We start from the raw sequence: 18,485 nt of genomic DNA, 5'->3' as shown, positions 1-18,485 counted from the left end.
CCCGGCAGGGCCGGGCGTCATGAATCGAATCGAGTGTCGTGGGTATGCTCAGTGCCCACCCAGGGCATCCAGGGCCTCTCGCATCTCGCTCAGTACCACCTTGAGCTCACCGGCGATCCGCTCCGGCTGCTCGGCATTGGCGGCAATGCGGCTGACCAACGCCGAACCCACGATGACCCCATCGGCCACCTCGCCGACTTTCGCGGCCGATGCACCGTCCCGAATGCCGAAACCCACGCATAGGGGAAGCTCGGTCAGCTCACGCAGCGGTGCGAGATGGCTGGCCACCTCCTCGGCATTGAGGGTAGCGGCACCGGTCACACCCTTGAGGGCTACATAATAGAGGTAGCCTTCGCCGTGGGCGCATATTGTAGCGGCCCGCTCATGGGAAGTGGTAGGGGCGACGAGAAAGATCGAGGCCAGGCCACGTGCCTTGAGTATCGGCCCGAACTCGTCGGCCTCCTCGGGCGGCATGTCCACCGTCAGCACACCATCGACACCGGCGGCGGCGGCCTGATCGGCAAAGGCGTCGAGCCCGATGCGCTCGACCGGGTTGAGGTAACCCATCAGCACCACCGGAGTGTCCTGATCCCGCTCGCGAAATTCGCGCACCATTTCGAACAGGTGAATCAGGCGCACGTCATGCTTCAGCGCCCGTTCGCAGGCCTTCTGGATCACCGGGCCATCGGCCATGGGGTCGGAAAACGGTACCCCCAGTTCGAGAATATCGGCACCGGCCTCCACCATGGCATGCATGAACCCGACGGTGTAGTCGGGCGCCGGGTCGCCAGCGGTGATGAAGGGAATCAGTGCCCTGCGGCCATCGGCCTTGAGAGCGGCAAAGCGTTGGTCGATACGGTTCATCATGGCCCCTTAGATATTGATGCCGTCGAGCTTGGCGACGGTGAGGATATCCTTGTCGCCACGACCGGAGAGATTGACGACGATGTTCCGATCGGGACCCAGGGTCGGGGCCAGCACCTTGGCATAGGCCAGGGCGTGGGCGGATTCCAGCGCCGGCATGATGCCCTCGATGTGGGTCAACTCACGGAAGGCCTCGAGTACGGCATCATCGTTGGCGGCCACGTAGTTGACCCGCCCGACGTCTTTCCACAGGGCATGCTCGGGCCCCACCCCGGGGTAGTCCAGGCCTGCCGAGATCGAATGCGTATGGGATACCTGGCCGCCCTCGTCGGACATCAGGTAGGTCCGGTTGCCGTGCAGCACGCCGCGGGGCGCGTTGGACGACAGCGGGGCGGCATGGCGGCCGGTCTCGATACCGTCACCGCCCGCCTCGACGCCATACATGACCACCTCGTCATCCTCGACGAAGGGGTAGAACAGGCCCATGGCGTTGGAGCCTCCGCCGACGCAGGCGATCAGGGCATCGGGAAGCTTGCCGAACTCCTCGAACGACTGACGGCGAGCCTCGCGTCCAACCACGGCGTTGAAGTCGCGCACCAGCATCGGATAGGGATGGGGCCCAGCCACGGTACCGATGATGTAGAACGTATTGTCGACGTTGGTGACCCAGTCTCTCAGCGCCTCATTCATGGCGTCCTTGAGCGTTCGGGTACCGGACTCCACCGGGATCACATTGGCACCCAGCAGGCGCATGCGGTAGACATTGAGCTTCTGACGCTCCACGTCCTCGGCGCCCATGTAGACCTCGCACTCGAGGCCCAGGCGGGCCGCCACCGTTGCCGTGGCCACGCCGTGCTGCCCTGCGCCGGTCTCGGCGATCACCCGCGGCTTGCCGCTCTTCTTGGCCAGCAGCGCCTGACCGATGGTGTTGTTCACCTTGTGAGCGCCGGTGTGGTTGAGATCTTCCCGCTTGAGCCAGACCCGCGCCCCACCAAGCTTCCTCGACCATCGCTCGGCATGATAGAGCGGTGACGGACGGCCCACGTAATGGGCCAGGTCGTAGTCGAATTCCGCCTGGAAATCCGGATCATCCCGAAGACTCATATAGGTCTTCTCCAGATCGTCCAGGGCGAAGCTCAGGGTCTCCGAAACGAACCGGCCGCCATAGGGGCCGAAGTGGCCACGGGCATCCGGCAATCGGGTCAGGTCACTGAACTTGCTCACGAAAGACACCTCACAGGGTCGCCAGAAGGGACAGGGGGAAACAAGAGACCATCAGGTCGACGGACAACGTCAGCGCCCGGCGTTATCGATGCCACGCACCGCGGCGGCAAAGGAGGCAAGACGCACGGGATCCTTGCAGCCACGGGTTGCCTCTATACCGCCGGAGACATCCACCGCGAAGGGCCGCACGGCCGCAATGGCCTCGGCCACGTTGTCGGGTGTCAGACCTCCCGCGAGAATAACAGGTTTTGCCAGGTTTGCGGGGATTCGGGACCAGTCGAAGGTTTCACCGGTACCTCCCGGCACCCCCGGGCGATAGGCATCCAGCAACAGGGCCTTGGCGCCGTGATACGCCTTTGCGGCGGCGTGCAGGTCGAGCCCGTCGCGCATGCGCAGCGCCTTGATCCAGGGCCGCTCGAACCCGGCACAATATTGCGGTGTTTCATCGCCGTGAAACTGCAGCAGGTCCAGATGCCGGCTGGCCCGGGTGACCTCATCGGCATCCTGGTCGACGAACAGTCCCACCCGGGCAACGAAAGCCGGTGTCCGAGCGCCGAGTTCAGCCAGCCGGGCATCATCGATACAGCGCTGGCTACCGGGCCAGAGCACGAAGCCCAGGGCATCGGCGCCAGCCGCCACGGCGGCGTCCAGATCCTGTTCCCGGGTAATACCGCAGAACTTCACTCGCGTGCGGGCGGGCGTCATCGGGTTCTCCCTGTCACTCAATGTTCGATATCGCTTTCGGCCTGCCCCGGCGAAACGCGACCATGGGGCAGTCGGGCAGCGGACGCTCGCCGGTCCACTCCCCCAGGAAGGCCAGCAGGTTGGGCCCCAGCGGTTCGCGTGGCAGACCCCACACGTCATCGTAAAGGGAATCGACGAAGTGCAATCCACAGGCCGGTGCGGTGACGTCACTCAGGGTCCGATCCTTGAGCACCATCAGTTCGGCCAGGTAGCCGTCGCCACGCTCGCCACGCCCCACCGTGACAAGAGCGCCGGCGATGTTGCGAATCATGTGATGCAGGAAGGCATTGCCCTGCACGTCGACCACGACCATCGGCCCGTGTCGATGCACCTCGATGAAGTGCAGATGACGCCAAGGCGTTTTTGATTGGCAGCCAGCGGCCCGAAAACTGGAAAAGTCGTGTTCGCCCACCAGTACCTGAGCGGCGCGGTGCATCGCATCGGCATCCAGGGGATCGCGACACCAGGTGGCGTTGGCCCGCTCCAGAACCGGACGGCTCGGCTGGTTGAGAATGACATAGCGATAGCGTCGCGCCAGGGCCTTGAAGCGCGCATGGAAGTCATCCGGAACCTCGTGCACCCAGCGCACCGCGATATCCCGGGGCAGATTGGCATTGGCGCCAAACACCCAGGCCTTTTCGGAACGCGGCACCGGTGGGTCGAAGTGCACGATCTGCCGGGTCGCATGAACCCCGGAGTCGGTACGTCCACTGCAATGAACCGTGACCGGCTGGCCAGCCACCCTGGCCAGAGCCTTTTCCACTTCGGCCTGAACCGAGGGAGAATGCTTGAGACGCTGCCAGCCACAGTAGGCGCTGCCATCGTATTCCACCCCCAGGGCCAGACGGCCATGGAGGGGGTGGCGTTCTTCGAGACGTCGAAACAGGGTCATTCGGCCATCAGAGTCGATAAGAGGTGAGCAGGTTCCGGGCTTTGGTGCGAAGCCCTGGATCGTCGGAGCCATCGACAAGGCGGCGCAATAACGCACGTGCCCGATCGGTATCGCCAGCCTCCAGCAGACGGCGCGCCTCATCGAGGTCACCCACGCTGACCGGGTTGCCGGGGGCGCCCTCATTATCCCGGTCCAGAGGCGGAAAGACCACCTCCTCGACTTCCCACTCGACGTTCTCGGTACCAGGCAGCCTGTCCGTACCGGGTTCCACGCCCTCTTCCGCATCGGTATCGGGCTCGCCGATGCCCGGCGGGAAGTCGATGCCGGGCTGCATCGGGGTCTCCTCGCGCCGCGCGGGCTCGGTATCAAGAGGCGGCGGCTGGTAATCGATCACGCCCCGGTTTTCCAGGACGTCGGCCCCCTCCCCACCACTGTCCGACAGAACCGATGCCTGGTCGCCCCAGGGTGGCTCCTCGCCGACTGTCAGCCCCGGCGGGACAGGATCGACCGCAACGGCCGGGGGCACAGTCGGCGGTGGAGGCGGCGTCCCGCATGGCACCCGGGGCATGGTCGCGAACGCTTCCGTCGAGGAGATTTCTCGGTGACGGCGCAGCCTCACGAGCCCCCATAGCCCCAGCAGTGCGGCCAGTCCCGCCCCACCCAACATCAGACCACGATGCATCTTCCCCCTGCCGCCGGCGATCAGCGCAGCCAACTGGTCACGCATGGCCTCGACTTCCCCCCTCAGGCCATCCAGTTCGCCATGCAGCGCATCGCGCTCCGCCTGCACGGCTGCCAGGGCCGCCTGGCTCTCTACCCAACGGCTCTCGAGAAGCGCCAGTCGGGAGGTATCGTTGGGCACGGCCGGATCGTTGGGGCCCTCCACCGCCAACTCGGCCTCGCTCAGCGGTATCGTCCTCGGTGCTTCGACGGTTTCCGCCGCTGCCATCTGGGCGCCAGCCACCTCCACCGGTGGTGTCGTGGTCCCGAGCGGCACGCTTGCCGGCGGACCGGACCCCCGGTTGGCCCAGGCCTGGTTCATGGCTTGCACGACTCGGCCGGCATCAGCGGCAGAACGTGACGTCAGGAGATCGCGGGGCGGTACCACCAGGACGTGTCCAGCCCGCATTCCATTGATATTCCCTGATGGGAAGAGGTCGGGATTGGCCTCGACCAGCGCCACCATCATCTGGTCCATACTGACGCCGCTATCCGGCAGCAAGCGGCCGGCCACCGTCCAGAGGGTATCACCGCTGCGTACCCAGGCCGGGTCGCCGGGCTGCACGTCGGGCAGGGGTTCAGGCGGGGAACGTTCGGCCTCCAATGCTGGACGCGAGGCAAGCGCCCTTCCCATCAACGTGGGCAACTCGTCATAGTCCGGCGGGTCCAGCAACAGCGTGATTGCATGAAGCTGGTGACCGTTCGGCCAATCAAAGCGCAGCATCAGATCCATCCAGGGCTCGCGTATCGGCTTTTCGCTGTCGATATCCACGACCAGTTGGCCCTGGCGCTCCCTGACAGCCAGCCGCACGCTGGCCGCAAGAGGCGTACGGAAGAGTCCTGCGGCCTCGAATTCACGCGCGCTGGCCACCGACACCCTCAACAGGTCCGGCGCCATACCCACCGTATCGGTCAACGGGAGAGTGGCACGCAGTGGCGCATCGAGCGGAGACCGGACGTCCACCTCTCCCACCTCGAGTGCCAATAGCCGAAGGCTGACCGCCGACAGCGACAGCATCATGGTGAATGTCAGCTTGCGTCTCATTGGAGCTCCCTTGCGTGCGGCGCAGCGCTGAAGCAATTCCAGTGGCTTATATTGGCTGAAGGATGTACCACATATTCCTGATACAACGTTTGTCCGAGGTCATGGTTGCGACCGCCTGTCGCCGACCGATACGAAAACGGGGCGCCCCCCGAAGGAAGCGCCCCGCCATCGCCCGCCCAGGCGGTCGGTCACTGTTCGCGCAGGATCTTCAACATGCGCTTGAGTGGTTCGGCGGCCCCCCACAGAAGCTGGTCGCCGGCCGTAAAGGCGGAAAGGTACTCCCCCCCCATTTGCATCTTGCGCAGACGCCCGACCGGGACGGTCAGGGTACCGGTGACAGCCGAAGGCGTCAGACCGGCGATCGTGGCGTCCTTGTCGTTGGGGATTACCTTGACCCAGTCGTTATGCCTGGCCAGGCGGTCCTCTATTTCATCCATCGGTACATCTTTCTTCAGCTTGATGGTAAAGGCCTGGCTATGGGAACGCATGGCACCGATACGAACGCAGATACCGTCGATGGGTATCGGGTTGTCCTGCAGGCCGAGGATCTTGTTGGTCTCGACCGAGCCCTTCCACTCTTCGCGGCTCTGGCCGTTGTCGAGCCTGGTATCGATCCAGGGCAACAGGCTGCCTGCCAACGGTGCAGTGAAGTTATCGATCGGAAAGTCGCCACCGCGCATGGCTTCGGTGACCTTGCGGTCGATATCGAGAATCGCACTCGCCGGGTCATCCAGTTCATCCGCCACACTGTCCCGCAGGGCCCCCATCTGGTTGAGCAGTTCCCGCATGTGCTTGGCACCCGAGCCGGAAGCGGCCTGATACGTCATGGAGGTCATCCATTCGATCATGTCGGCCTCGAACAGGCCGCCCAGGCCCATCAGCATCAGGCTGACGGTACAATTGCCGCCAACGAATGTCTTGGCGCCCCGAGCCAGCTGGTCATCGATGACATGACGGTTGACCGGGTCGAGGATGATGGTCGCCTCGTCTTCCATGCGCAGGGTGCTGGCGGCATCGATCCAGTAGCCTTTCCAGCCACCGTTGCGCAGATCGCCGTAGACCTGCTTGGTGTAGTCGCCACCCTGGCAGGTGATCACCACATCCAGTGCCTTGAGCTCGTCGATGTCGGTGGCATCCTTGAGGGGAGGAACATCAACGCCGATGTCAGGGCCGGGCTTGCCGACCTGGGAGGTGGTGAAGAAGATCGGCTGGATGCCGTTGAAATCCCCGTCCTCCACCATGCGCTGCATGAGCACGGAGCCCACCATGCCGCGCCAACCGACAAAACCGACTTTCAACATGTGAAGTCCTCCAGAAATCAAATGAGGCCAATATTATACATGAAGCACGCCCGGGTCGCAGCGACAGACGCGGCCCCGGGGACAGGGATAAGCGAAGCTCATTTTTCAGGGAAGAAAAATGGAGCGCCCATGGAGGGGTTCACAGCGTCTTCGCAAAGCCCTGTCGCCGGGAAAGCCGCATCGCCAAGGCCTGACTACAGCCCCTCGAATGCCGCCAGGACCGCATCGCCCATCTCCACGGTGGAAACGGTACGCGTCCCCTCGGAGGCGATATCGGCGGTTCTGAGCCCATCGTCCAACACCTTGCCCACCGCCGCCTCGATGCGCCCGGCCAGCGCCGGCTCGTCGAACGAGTAGCGCAGCATCATGGCCACCGAAAGAATGGTGGCAAGGGGGTTGGCGATGTTCTGGCCGGCGATGTCCGGGGCGCTGCCGTGGCAGGGCTCGTACATGCCCTGGCCGCTCTCGTTCAGCGAGGCCGACGGCAGCATGCCGATGGAGCCGGTCAGCATGGCGGCGGCATCGGAGAGAATGTCGCCGAACATGTTGCCGGTGACGATGACGTCGAACTGCCTGGGCGCACGTACCAGTTGCATGGCGGCGTTGTCGACGTACATGTGGGAGAGCTCGACGTCGGGATACTCCGGTGCCAGGCGGTCCATGACCTCGCGCCACAGGATGGTGACCTCGAGCACGTTGGCCTTGTCCACGCTGCAGAGTTTCTTGCCACGCTTCCGCGCCATTTCGAAGGCGACGCGACCGATACGCTCGATCTCGCTTTCGGAATAGACATAGGTGTTGAAACCGACCCGCTCGCCATCGCGCTCTTCGATACCCCGCGGCTGGCCAAAATAAATGCCGCCGGTGAGCTCGCGCACGATCATGATGTCGAGCCCCGACACCACCTCGGGCTTGAGGCTCGAGGCCTCGGCCAGCTGCGGGTAGAGGATCGCCGGACGCAGGTTGCCGAACAGGCCGAGACTCTTGCGCAGGCCGAGCAGCCCTTTCTCCGGGCGCTTGGAGAGGTCCTCCAGCCGGTCCCACTTGGGGCCTCCCACGGCGCCGAGCAGGATCGCCCTGGCGGCCCTGGCCTTCTCCAGTGTCCCGGCCGGCAACGGATCGCCGTACTCGTCATAGGCGCCGCCGCCCACCAGCGCCTCTTCGACTTCCACATCCAGCCCCCGGGCCTGGCAGGCAGCCAGGATACGACTGGCCTGGGCGGTGATTTCCGGGCCGATACCGTCGCCCGGGAGAACGAGAATCTTGCGTGTCATGTGTCTTTCAATCCTTGTCGTTGCCGTTCTCGAGAGAATGGCGGCGGGCTGTACGGCGACAGGCCTGCGAGGAGGCGCTGTGAACCCATCCCTGGGCGCTACCGATTCCATCCCTGGAATCGGACCTCCTCTCCGGCCTGTCTCCTACGCCCTTCAATTCACGGTCGAGAACGTGTCAGGCCTGAGCAGTCTCGCGGAACAGCCACGGCCGCTCGGCGCGGTGGCGCTGTTCGAAGGCGCGGATGGCGTCCTCGTCCTTGAGGGTGAGGCCGATATCGTCGAGCCCTTCGAGCAGGCAGTGCTTGCGAAAGGCGTCCACCTCGAACTCGAGAATCTCGCCAGACGGCGTGATGACACGCTGGTTCTCGAGATCCACGTCGAGCCGGTAACCCTCGCCGGCCTGCAGTTCACGGAACAGACGGTCGATCACGTCCTCGGGCTGCGTAATGAGCAACAGGCCGTTCTTGAAGGCATTGTTATAGAAGATGTCGGCAAAGCTCGGCGCGATCACTACCCGGAAGCCGAAATCCTCCAACGCCCAGGGGGCATGCTCCCGCGAGCTGCCGCAGCCGAAGTTTCGCCGGGTCAGCAGAATGCGGGCCTTCTGGTAGGCCGGCTGGTTGAGAACGAAATCCGGATTGAGCGGGCGCTTGGAGGCATCCTGGCCCGGGTAACCCTCATCCAGATAGCGCAGCTCGTCGAACAGGTTGACACCGAAGCCGGTGCGCTTGATCGATTTCAGGAACTGCTTGGGTATGATCAGGTCGGTGTCGACGTTGGCCCGGTCGAGGGGGGCAACGAGGCCTTCCAGGCGTTCGAATTTCTGCATGTCTCAAGCCTCCTGGGCGGACTGGGGTTCACCGGCAAGCCGGCGGACATCAACGAAGTGACCGGCAATGGCAGCCGCGGCGGCCATGGCCGGGCTGACCAGGTGGGTGCGCCCACCGTAGCCCTGGCGCCCCTCGAAGTTGCGATTCGACGTGGAGGCACAGTGCTCGCCGGCGCCAAGCTTGTCCGCGTTCATGGCCAGACACATGGAACAACCCGGCTCACGCCATTCGAATCCCGCCTCGACGAATATCCGGTCGAGCCCTTCGGCCTCGGCCTGACGCTTCACCAGGCCGGAACCCGGCACCACCATGGCCAGTGCGATCGAGCCGGCCACCTTCTTGCCCCTGGCCACCTTGGCGGCCTCACGCAGATCCTCGATGCGGGAATTGGTGCAGGAACCGATGAACACCTTGTCGAGCTTGATATCGGTGATCTTCTGCTTCGGCTTCAGCCCCATGTACTCCAGCGCCCTGGCATAGCCTTGCTGTACGGTTTCATCGGCGGCCTCGGATGGATCCGGCACTTCACCGGAGATACCGGTGACCATTTCGGGGCTGGTACCCCAGCTGACCTGTGGCTCGATCCCGGCGGCGTCAAGCTCCACCACCTTGTCGAAGACGGCATCGGTATCGGAAACCAGGTTGCGCCAGTCGGCCACGGCGGCTTCCCACTGGCCGGCCGATGGGGCGAAGGGGCGTTCACGCAGGTAGTCGATGGTGGTGTCGTCAACGGCGATCAGGCCGACACGGGCACCGGCCTCGATGGCCATGTTGCACACGGTCATCCGGCCCTCCATGGAAAGATCGCGGATTGCGCTGCCCGCAAATTCGATGGCATAGCCGGTACCGCCGGCGGTACCGATCTTGCCGATGACCGCCAGTACGATGTCCTTGGCGGTGACACCGGTACCGAGCTTGCCCTCGACACGCACCTGCATGTTCTTCATCTTCTGGGCCAGCAGACACTGGGTAGCCAGGACGTGCTCGACTTCGGAGGTGCCGATGCCGTGGGCCAGCGCCGCAAAGGCACCATGGGTCGCGGTGTGGGAATCGCCGCAGACCACGGTCATGCCGGGCAGGGTCGCTCCCTGTTCCGGACCCACCACGTGCACGATACCCTGGCGCGGGTCGTTGATCTTGAACTCTTCGATACCGAAGGCCAGGCAGTTGTCGTCCAGGGTCTGTACCTGGATCAACGACACCGGGTCCTTGATACCGGCATTGCCTTCGGCACGCTCCTTCACGGTGGTCGGGACGTTATGGTCCGGAGTCGCCAGGTTGGCGTCGAGGCGCCACGGCTTGCGGCCGGCCAGGCGCAGCCCCTCGAAGGCCTGGGGCGACGTCACCTCGTGGAGTAGTTGGCGGTCGATGTAGATCAGCGCGGTACCGTCATCGCGCTCCTTTACCAGGTGCTGCGACCACAGCTTGTCATAGAGTGTCTGGCCTGCCATGTCGTTCTCCCGGGCGCTGGGCCCTTTGCTCATCCGGTCGGTCTCAGTACCGCACCAGCACCGCGGCCTTTCCGGCGACAGACCTACGAGGAGGCGCTGTGAATACTTCCCTGTACGCTACCGATTCCTTCCCTGGAATCGGACCTCCTCTTCGATCTGCCCCCGGCGCCGCTTACGACTGCAACGCACCGCTAGGTTTGTACGTATACGTCTCTTGGCGCTGGCGCTCATTGTGTCGGCCAGTCTTGCGCGGCTCGTCCATAAAAGCAATTCATGTTATTTATTGCCTGGATTCCAAACTGGAATAGGAGCGTGGTCATGGATACCCAGAGCCTGCAGGCTTTTCTTGCCGTCGCGGATAGCGCCAGTTTTTCTCGCGCCGCCGAGCAGTTGCACCTGACACAGCCGGCGGTCAGCAAGCGCATCGCGGTGCTCGAAGATCAGATCGGCGCCCGCCTGTTCGACCGTATCGGCCGTCGCGTCACCCTCACCGAGGCCGGTCGTGTCCTGCTGCCACGTGCACGCCAGATCCTGGTGATGGTGGATGACAGCCGCCGCGCCCTGGGCAACCTGACCGGTGACATCGGTGGCAGCCTGACGCTGGCCACCAGCCACCACATCGGGCTGCACCGCCTGCCGCCACTGCTCAAGGCCTATACCCACACCCACCCGGAGGTCAGTCTGGACCTGCGCTTCCTCGATTCCGAACAGGCCTACCAGGGCGTGCTCGATGGCGAGCTGGAAATGGCCGTGGTCACCCTTGCACCGCACCCGGATCCTCAGCTCGACGTGGTGCCGGTATGGGACGATCGGATGTGCTTCGTCTGCGCCCATGACCATCCGCTGGCCGCTCGCGGACGGCTGACGCTGCACGAGCTGTGTGCCTTCGATGCCGTACTGCCGGGACCGATGACCTTTACCCGGACTCTGATAGAGGCGCGGTTCGCCTCCGCCGGGCTCACCCTCCCCGTCGTGCTGTCCACCAACTACCTGGAGACCCTCAAGATGATGACGGCCATCGGCCTGGGATGGAGCCTGCTGCCGGAGCGGCTGGTCGCCGGTGAGCTTCACGAGCTGGCAGTCGACCATCCCTCCATTCACCGCTCGCTCGGCTATCTGGCGCACAAGAGCCGCTCGCTTTCCAATGCCGCCAGGGCCATGCTGGCTCTGCTGGAAGCGTCAAGAGACGAGGCAAGCCGCGATTCACGACACAAGATTGGTTAGACTGCTCACTATCGCTTGCCAACCGGAGCTTCACGCGACGTGTCCCCGCCCCCCACCTCATCACCCATTCCGGCATCATCCTACCCGCGCCATGCCGCGGCGGGCATGCTGATCCTGACCGGTCTCTTCCTGCAGATACTGGGGTTCACCGGCCTGTCGCCCCTTCCCCATCTGGTGGGATATGCGCTATGGCTGGCAACGGTGCTGCTCTGGCGTGACATTCCCCGACGCACGCGCTGGCAGGCCGGCACGCTGGCCGCCATCGGGCTGGGACTCCTGGGGCTGGCCTGGACACGCTTCGATGCCACCATTGCCTGGCCAGCGGTGCTGGATGGCAACACCTATGTCGTCGCCATGCTGGTAGGGGTCAGCTTCATCGGTCTGGTCGGCAACCGCAGCGGATCGGCACGTCCTCTGGGTCGCCCCATTACCGGTAAACGCGGCACAGCCGGAACCTGGCTGGGGGTACACCTGCTTGGTACCATCCTCAACCTGTCGACGGTCTTCATGATCGGCGATCGTCTGGCTCGTCGCGCACCGCTGAACACCCCCCAGCTACTGGCGCTCAACCGCGGGCTCTCCAGCGCCGCCCTCTGGTCCCCCTTCTTCGCCTCAATGGGCGTGGTGATGACCCTGACACCGGCCATGAACTACACCCAGATACTGGTCATTGGCCTGCCCGTGGCTCTGATCAGCGGGATTCTGACTCTGTTCGAGCTGTCGCGACGCTTCGATCTCGCGGAAGTGGCGGGATTCTCGCTGTCGCCGCGTAGCCTGCTGATGCCACTGGGCATGGCCGCCCTGGTGATGCTGTTCCACTACCGAGTGACGCCCGAACTCGGCATCGTCAGTATCATCACGCTCCTGCTGCCGACCGTCGCCTTGGCGAGCAACCTGCCGGCCGGCTCCCGCTGGACCCTGCATCGGGTACGACAACACACCCTGATACGGCTCCCGGCCATGCGCGGGGAAATTGCACTGTTCCTTTCGGCGGGCCTGCTGACCCTGGGGCTGTCCACCCTCATCAACGCGGCAACCGGAAACGAGTGGACGCTTTTTGCCCACTTCGGCACCGGGGAAGCGATCCTGAGTTTCCTGACCATCGTCGCCAGCGCCATCATCGGACTGCACCCCATTATTGGCGTCTCGGTACTGGCTTCCATGCTCGATCTCACCGCCGACCGCCAGACCCTGTTTGCCTTCACGGCGCTGGCCTCCTGGGCGGTCGGCACCTCGGTGGGGCCACTGTCGGGCATCAACCTCTCCCTACAGGGTCGCTACGGCATCAGCGGCTATCGCATGATGCGACACAACCTGGGCTATGCGCTGGTGATGAGCGGCCTGGTGGTGGCCGCCATCGTGGCGCTGGACCAGTGGCTATAGGAAGGGGCGCCTACGTCGAGGCACGATAGAAGTAGCGATGCCCGCACTGGTGACAGGGCTCGATGCGCTTGACACCCTCGAGCTCCACCACGGCATCGCAATGAACGCAAGCCATGCGGCCCGGCGCCGCCACTTCACCCTCGCAGTAATCGGCCCGCGCGGCCTCCAGGTCCTCTTTCAGACGCTCGTTGTCGACGATGCTGCGATCGGCAATGGAAAACAGCGATTCCATGACCTTGCGCGACAGTTGATCGAGGTCGATGCCCAGCCAGGTGGCCACACTGCGCCCACCCGCGCTCAGGTAGCGGCGCATGTCGACCAGATCCCGCTCGACCCAGGCGCGCAACAGGGCGAGTTCATCCTTGGTGAATTCCTCGAATTCCGCTTCGAACTCGACTGCCTCATCGAGCTCCTGCTGCAGGTTTTCCCAGGTCAGGTCATTGGCGCCCTCCTGCAACCGGGCCAGCATGCGCTCGTAGCCTTCACGCAGGCGGTGTTCGCGTTGGGGGTCGGGACGTTCGCTCATGATCTTCTCCTCGAAGCAGCTTGCGGGCGGAGCCGGGCATGGCCGGCCCCGCCCTACTGGGGTATCCTTGGGTACCATTTAGACGACATCTAGCCGTCAGTTCAACGTTTTATCGTGACGATGCGATCGGGAATTGATGCTGGACATGACTCTGCCGACACGCACGTTGCCAAGACGACGTGCCCGACACTCAAGGTAATCTCGAAAACCGATGGACGCACAGTACAAGCCCCACGAGATCGAACGCGACGCCCAGCAGTACTGGGACAAGAATCAGTGCTTCAAGGCGGTGGAAGATGCCAGCCGCGAGAAGTTCTACTGCCTGTCGATGTTCCCCTATCCCAGCGGCAAGCTACACATGGGGCATGTGCGCAACTACACCATCGGCGACGTGGTTTCCCGCTATCAGCGCATGCGGGGCAGGAACGTCATGCAACCCATGGGGTGGGATGCCTTCGGCATGCCCGCCGAGAACGCGGCCATCCAGAACCGGGTACCGCCGGCCAAGTGGACCTACGACAACATCGACTATATGCGCACGCAGCTCAAGGCGCTGGGCTTCGCCTACGACTGGAGCCGCGAGTTCGCCACCTGCGATACCGACTACTACCGTTGGGAACAGTGGTTCTTCACCAAACTGGTGGAGAAAGGGCTGGTCTACAAGAAGATGTCCACGGTCAACTGGGATCCGGTGGACCAGACGGTGCTGGCCAACGAGCAGGTGATCGAGGGGCGCGGCTGGCGCTCCGGCGCCCTGGTGGAGCGCAAGGAGATCCCGCTGTGGTTCCTCAAGATCACCGACTACGCCGATGAGCTGCTGGTCGATCTCGACAACATCGACTGGCCCGAGCAGGTCAAGACCATGCAGCGCAACTGGATCGGCAAGTCCAGGGGCGTTGAGCTGAGTTTCGACATCAGGCCCCAGGGCACCGGTGGAGCAGCCACCGAACCGCTCTCCGTGTACACCACCCGCCCCGACACCCTGATGGGCGTGACCTATGTGGCGGTAGCCGCGGGCCATCCGTTGGCCCGTGCCGCAGCCGAAGGCAATGCCGAACTGGCCAGTTTCTGCGCGGAGTGCGCACGTGGCGGTACTTCCGAGGCGGCGCTGGCCACCATGGAGAAGAAAGGCATGCCCACCGGGCATATGGCGGTGCATCCGCTCACCGGCCGCGAAGTGCCGGTCTACGTGGCCAATTTCGTCCTCATGGAGTACGGCACCGGTGCCGTGATGGCGGTGCCCGGTCATGACCAGCGCGACTGGGAATTCGCCACCAAGTACGGCCTGCCCATCGAGGCGGTGATCGCCGATGCGGATGGAGAGGCGCCGGACCTGTCTGCCGGCGCCCATGACGGCTACGGCACCGTGATCAACTCCGGTGAGTACGACGGCCTCGACTTCCAGGCGGCATTCGATGCCATCGCGGCGCGCCTTGCCGAACTGGGCCGCGGCGAGGTGAAGACCAATTTCCGCCTGCGGGACTGGGGCGTGGCACGCCAGCGCTACTGGGGTGCACCGATACCGATCAAGTACGGTCCCGAAGGGCAGACCGTGCCGCTCTCCGATGACGAACTGCCGGTGGCACTGCCGATGGAGGTCACCGTCGATGCCTCGGGCTCTCCGCTGAAGAGGATGCCGGCCTTCTCCGATCTCGGCGACGGCTGGGTGCGCGAGACCGACACCTTCGACACCTTCATGGAGTCCTCCTGGTACTTCGCGCGCTTCTGCTGTGCCGACAACCAGGACGCGATGCTCGACGAACGCGCCGACTACTGGCTGCCGGTGGACCTGTATATCGGTGGCATCGAGCACGCCATCCTGCACCTGCTCTACGCGCGCTTCTTCACCAAGCTGATGCGCGACTTCGGCCTGGTGAAGACCGACGAACCCTTCCAGCGCCTGCTCACCCAGGGCATGGTGATCGCCGAGACGTTCTATCGGGAAACCGAAAACGGCGGCAAGGAGTGGTTCAATCCCGCCGACGTGGAGGTCAAGCGAGACGACAAGGGTCGACCGATCAGCGCTGTACTGGCAAGGGACGGCCAACCAGTCGTGATGGGCGGCATCGAGAAGATGTCCAAGTCGAAGAACAACGGCGTCGATCCCCAATCCATGATCGACCGCTTTGGCGCCGACACCGTGCGCCTGTTCATGATGTTCGCTGCCCCTCCCGAGCAGTCCCTGGAATGGTCCGACTCCGGCGTGGAAGGTGCCAGCCGCTTCCTCAAGCGCCTGTGGCGCCTGGCCGCCGAGCACCTGGAGGCCGGACAGCCCGGCCCACTCGACGTCGACAGCTTGAGCGAGCCCCAGCGCGAGCTGCGCCGCAAGACCCACGAGACCATCAAGAAGGCCAGCGATGACATCGGCCGCCGCACCACCTTCAATACCGCCATTGCCGCGGTGATGGAGCTATCCAACGCACTGGGCAAGTTCGACGATACCAGCGCCCGGGGCCTGGCCGTGTCCCGCGAGGCGATCGAGGCCTGCGTGCTGCTTCTCGCCCCGATCACACCTCATGCCTGTCATGCTCTATGGAACAACCTCGGCCATGACGAACCGGCCATCGACGCCACCTGGCCATTGGTTGACGAAGCGGCCCTTGCCCGCGACACCATCGAACTGGTAGTGCAGGTAAACGGCAAATTGCGGGCGCGCATCGAAGTGGCGGCCGATGCCGACAAGGCCAGTGTCGAAGCCCAGGCACTCGCCGCCGAGAACGTACAGCGCCATACCGAAGACAAGGCCGTACGCAAGGTGATCGTGGTACCTGGCAAACTGGTCAATATCGTGGTTGCTTGAAGGAGACAGGCCATGCAGCGTCGTACCTTTCTGAGGCTTGCCCTGGCTGGCACCGCCGGCCTGGGTCTCACCGGTTGCGGCTTTCGCCTGCGCGGCCTGGACACACCGGGCCCGGTCATCAGCGAGCTCGCCATCGCCGGTAGCGACAGCGATTTTGCCCGAATGGCCCAGGAAAGGCTGGAGTCCAGCGATACCCATGTTCACGCGCAGGCGCCTCGGGTGTTGAACCTGGGGCCCGAGGATTTCCGCGAACGCCAGTTGAGCGTACTCGACACCGGTCCGCGTGAACTGGAAATGGAGCTTCGGGTTCCCTTCTCGGTTCAGCGCCAGTCCGATGGCGCCTATCAGCTACCTCAGCAGCAGCTCGAGGTCCTCACCCGTTTCACGGTCAGCGATGACAATCTGTTGGCTCAGGAGGATCTCCGCGAGGAGGCCCGGCAGGAGCTGCGTCGCGACGCGCTCCGGCAGTTGATGGACAGACTCCGCACCCTGGCCGATGAATAAGCCATGAAAGTGTTCGCAGACAAGCTCCCCGAAACGCTTGCCAAGCGACTCCCCCCGGTCGTCATCGTTGCCGGTGACGAGCCGCTGCAGCATATGGAAGCCTGTGACGCGGTACGCTCCGCTGCCCGCACCCGGGGTATAGAAGAGCGCGACGTGCTGCATGTAGAGGCCAACTTTGCCTGGAGCCGGCTGCGGGAGACCGCCGCCAGCCTGTCCCTCTTTGCATCCAGCAAACTGATCGAGCTGCGCCTGGCTGGCAACGGGCTGGGCCAGGAGGGAACCAAGGCCCTCAAGGAGCACGCCGACCAGCTACAGGGCAGTGATGACGTCCTGTTGATCTCGATGGGCAAGCTCGACTACCGACAACAGAAGAGCGCCTGGTTTCAGGCACTGGACAAGGTCGGGCTGTTCGTGCCGGTATGGCCGGTGGATGTGACGAGACTGGGCTTCTGGTTGCGAGACCGTGCCGAGCGCCACGGCCTTTCTCTCGACCTGGATGCCGCCCGACTGTTGGGTGAACGCACCGAAGGCAACCTGCTCGCCGCCGATCAGGAGCTGCAGAAACTGGCGTTGCTGCTGCCCCCGGGCGCACGGGTCGCCCCCGACCAGATTGCCGGCGGCGTCGAGAACAGTGCGCGTTACGATGTCTTCACGTTGATGGATGCCAGCCTGAAGGGTGAGCGTGAAAGAGTGTCGCGCATCATGCGAGGTCTACGCGGCGAGGGGGTCGAAGCTCCTATTGTGCTGTGGGCCCTGACGAGAGAGCTGCGTGTCCTGCTTTCACTCCACCAACACCTGGATCAGGGACAGAGCTTCGAGCATGCCTGCAAGGCGCAGAAACCCGCCATCTTCGACAAGCGTCGCCCCGCCTACCAGCAGGCCGTCTCCCGGCTGCCCCTGCAGCGGCTCCATAAGCTGTTGCTCTTCGCCCAGCGGCTGGACCTGGCCATCAAGGGGGCCACTCCATTGCCCCTGTGGGACGGGCTTCACGACCTGGCGCTGACCTTGGCCGGTGGCCGCGGCATGCTGGCCGAGATGCCGAGCTCCTACCGGATCGGCTAGCCTCCACCCGCCGGCGTTGAAACCCACGCCGCCAGGCGCTTTCAACGTCGCGGGCTGTACCTCTGGAGCCGCTGCGTCTCGATGTGACAGAATGGACAACGCAAGAGCATGAAATATCACACCATTTCTGCTTATACTGGGGGGGCATCGTTGGAGTAAGGTCATATCCAGCTTCCCGCGATGGCGAAGCATGGATCATTCAAGAGCCGGAAGCCAATCCAAAAAGAAGGAAGATTGCCATGAAAAAACTCTACCGCTATCTCAGCCCGCTGCTGATTCTCGCCTTGCTGCTGGGGAGCGTATCGGTTTCCGCCGCTCCAGTTGCCACAGGCAGTGGCCTGGTCACTACCCAAGCAGCACTGAGCGCCGAGCGCACCGACGCTGACCGTGAGCGGATACAGGAAATCCTCTCCCGAGCCGACGTGCAGGAACAGCTCATCGCTCAAGGCGTCGACCTGGCGGAAGTGGATGCGCGTGTGGCCGCACTATCCGATGAAGAAGCCCGGCAGATGGCCGACCAGCTCGAGCAGCTACCTGCCGGAGCCAGCGCCGTTGGCGCCCTGCTGCTGGTCTTCGTCATACTGTTGGTCACCGACATCCTCGGCCTGACCAACGTCTTCCCCTTCACCCGCTGATGGGAA

General features: G+C 63.9%; 16 protein-coding genes. 6 read left to right on the top strand and 10 right to left on the bottom strand.

Going from position 1 to position 18,485, the window contains the following annotated elements:
* Positions 1-48: 48 nt before the first annotated feature.
* From trpA to leuC, 9 genes are all read right to left on the bottom strand, one after another.
* Positions 49-864, bottom strand: a complete 816-nt coding sequence (trpA, locus tag C1H69_RS04735; RefSeq protein WP_102652258.1) for a tryptophan synthase subunit alpha — start codon at positions 862-864, stop codon at positions 49-51.
* 9 nt (positions 865-873) lie between these two features.
* Complete coding sequence (trpB, locus tag C1H69_RS04730) at positions 874-2,088, bottom strand: tryptophan synthase subunit beta (RefSeq protein ID WP_102652257.1); 1,215 nt, start codon at positions 2,086-2,088, stop codon at positions 874-876.
* 69 nt (positions 2,089-2,157) lie between these two features.
* A complete protein-coding gene (locus C1H69_RS04725; RefSeq protein WP_276308746.1) occupies positions 2,158-2,814 on the bottom strand; it encodes a phosphoribosylanthranilate isomerase in 657 nt (218 codons plus the stop codon).
* The gene (gene truA / locus C1H69_RS04720) at positions 2,807-3,724 is read right to left on the bottom strand and encodes a tRNA pseudouridine(38-40) synthase TruA (protein WP_102652255.1); all 918 of its coding nucleotides are present in this window, start codon (positions 3,722-3,724) and stop codon (positions 2,807-2,809) included. Before truA ends, C1H69_RS04725 begins: the two co-directional genes overlap by 8 nt.
* Positions 3,725-3,731: 7 nt before the next feature.
* Complete coding sequence (locus C1H69_RS04715) at positions 3,732-5,489, bottom strand: type IV pilus assembly protein FimV (protein ID WP_102652254.1); 1,758 nt, start codon at positions 5,487-5,489, stop codon at positions 3,732-3,734.
* A gap of 188 nt (positions 5,490-5,677) precedes the next feature.
* Positions 5,678-6,790, bottom strand: coding sequence for an aspartate-semialdehyde dehydrogenase (asd, locus tag C1H69_RS04710; protein WP_102652253.1), 1,113 nt, complete (start codon positions 6,788-6,790; stop codon positions 5,678-5,680).
* A gap of 194 nt (positions 6,791-6,984) precedes the next feature.
* Positions 6,985-8,064, bottom strand: a complete 1,080-nt coding sequence (gene leuB / locus C1H69_RS04705; protein ID WP_102652252.1) for a 3-isopropylmalate dehydrogenase — start codon at positions 8,062-8,064, stop codon at positions 6,985-6,987.
* A gap of 175 nt (positions 8,065-8,239) precedes the next feature.
* On the bottom strand, positions 8,240-8,893 hold the full coding sequence (leuD, locus tag C1H69_RS04700; protein WP_102652251.1) for a 3-isopropylmalate dehydratase small subunit: 654 nt from the start codon (positions 8,891-8,893) through the stop codon (positions 8,240-8,242).
* Between the two features lie 3 nt (positions 8,894-8,896).
* Positions 8,897-10,345 (bottom strand): 3-isopropylmalate dehydratase large subunit, encoded by a 1,449-nt coding sequence (gene leuC / locus C1H69_RS04695; RefSeq protein ID WP_102652250.1) that lies wholly within the window; start codon positions 10,343-10,345, stop codon positions 8,897-8,899.
* Between the two features lie 318 nt (positions 10,346-10,663).
* Here leuC and C1H69_RS04690 point away from each other — a divergent pair, with 318 nt between their 5' ends.
* A complete protein-coding gene (locus C1H69_RS04690) occupies positions 10,664-11,569 on the top strand; it encodes a LysR family transcriptional regulator (RefSeq protein WP_102652249.1) in 906 nt (301 codons plus the stop codon).
* Between the two features lie 105 nt (positions 11,570-11,674).
* Positions 11,675-12,952 (top strand): hypothetical protein, encoded by a 1,278-nt coding sequence (locus tag C1H69_RS04685; protein ID WP_102652248.1) that lies wholly within the window; start codon positions 11,675-11,677, stop codon positions 12,950-12,952.
* 10 nt (positions 12,953-12,962) lie between these two features.
* Here C1H69_RS04685 and C1H69_RS04680 read toward each other — a convergent pair whose 3' ends face one another.
* Positions 12,963-13,478 (bottom strand): zinc ribbon-containing protein, encoded by a 516-nt coding sequence (locus C1H69_RS04680; RefSeq protein WP_102652247.1) that lies wholly within the window; start codon positions 13,476-13,478, stop codon positions 12,963-12,965.
* Positions 13,479-13,689: 211 nt separating this feature from the next.
* Between C1H69_RS04680 and leuS the strand changes: the two genes are divergently transcribed.
* The 4 genes from leuS (at position 13,690) to C1H69_RS04660 (ending at position 18,479) form a co-directional block, all read left to right on the top strand.
* Positions 13,690-16,278 carry a leucine--tRNA ligase gene (gene leuS / locus C1H69_RS04675; protein WP_102652246.1) on the top strand — a complete coding sequence of 863 codons (2,589 nt, stop codon included), beginning with the start codon at positions 13,690-13,692 and terminating at the stop codon, positions 16,276-16,278.
* Positions 16,279-16,290: 12 nt separating this feature from the next.
* The gene (locus tag C1H69_RS04670; RefSeq protein ID WP_102652245.1) at positions 16,291-16,782 is read left to right on the top strand and encodes an LPS-assembly lipoprotein LptE; all 492 of its coding nucleotides are present in this window, start codon (positions 16,291-16,293) and stop codon (positions 16,780-16,782) included.
* Positions 16,783-16,785: 3 nt separating this feature from the next.
* The gene (gene holA, locus C1H69_RS04665) at positions 16,786-17,844 is read left to right on the top strand and encodes a DNA polymerase III subunit delta (RefSeq protein WP_102652244.1); all 1,059 of its coding nucleotides are present in this window, start codon (positions 16,786-16,788) and stop codon (positions 17,842-17,844) included.
* Between the two features lie 239 nt (positions 17,845-18,083).
* Positions 18,084-18,479 (top strand): PA2779 family protein, encoded by a 396-nt coding sequence (locus C1H69_RS04660; RefSeq protein ID WP_102652243.1) that lies wholly within the window; start codon positions 18,084-18,086, stop codon positions 18,477-18,479.
* Positions 18,480-18,485 lie beyond the last annotated feature (6 nt).

This window comes from Billgrantia endophytica (genome assembly GCF_002879615.1).
GTDB classification, from domain to species: domain Bacteria; phylum Pseudomonadota; class Gammaproteobacteria; order Pseudomonadales; family Halomonadaceae; genus Halomonas; species Halomonas endophytica.
The sequence above is the reverse complement of the archived record's forward strand: the minus strand, read 5'-3'. Positions and strand labels throughout refer to the sequence as shown.